Source organism: Psychromonas aquatilis (assembly GCF_038155185.1).
GTDB lineage: Bacteria > Pseudomonadota > Gammaproteobacteria > Enterobacterales > Psychromonadaceae > Psychromonas > Psychromonas aquatilis.
The window spans coordinates 1-214 of record NZ_JBAKAZ010000399.1; the positions used below are offsets into that span (position 1 = coordinate 1).

Annotated in this window: 1 protein-coding gene; it reads left to right on the plus strand. The window is 36.0% G+C overall.

What is annotated here, in order from left to right; all coding sequences use genetic code 11:
- Nucleotides 1–214 (plus strand): AMP-binding protein (locus tag V6256_RS15925; RefSeq protein WP_341599180.1); only part of this gene is annotated, 214 nt, incomplete at both ends.

Sequence of the window (214 nt, forward strand, 5' to 3'; positions counted from 1 at the left end):
GCCGTTAGTGTCCAGAAAAAAGCATTTTCACAAATAACCTATCAAGAAATGACTTTCTCAGAGTTACACCATAGAAGTGACGATATAGCTCATGCATTGACTGAGTATGGTCTAAAGCCTGGTGATAAATCCGTATTAATGGTTAAACCGAGCATTGCTTTTTTCTGTTTAACATTTGACTTATTTAAATCCGGCATCATTCAGATCTTAGTTG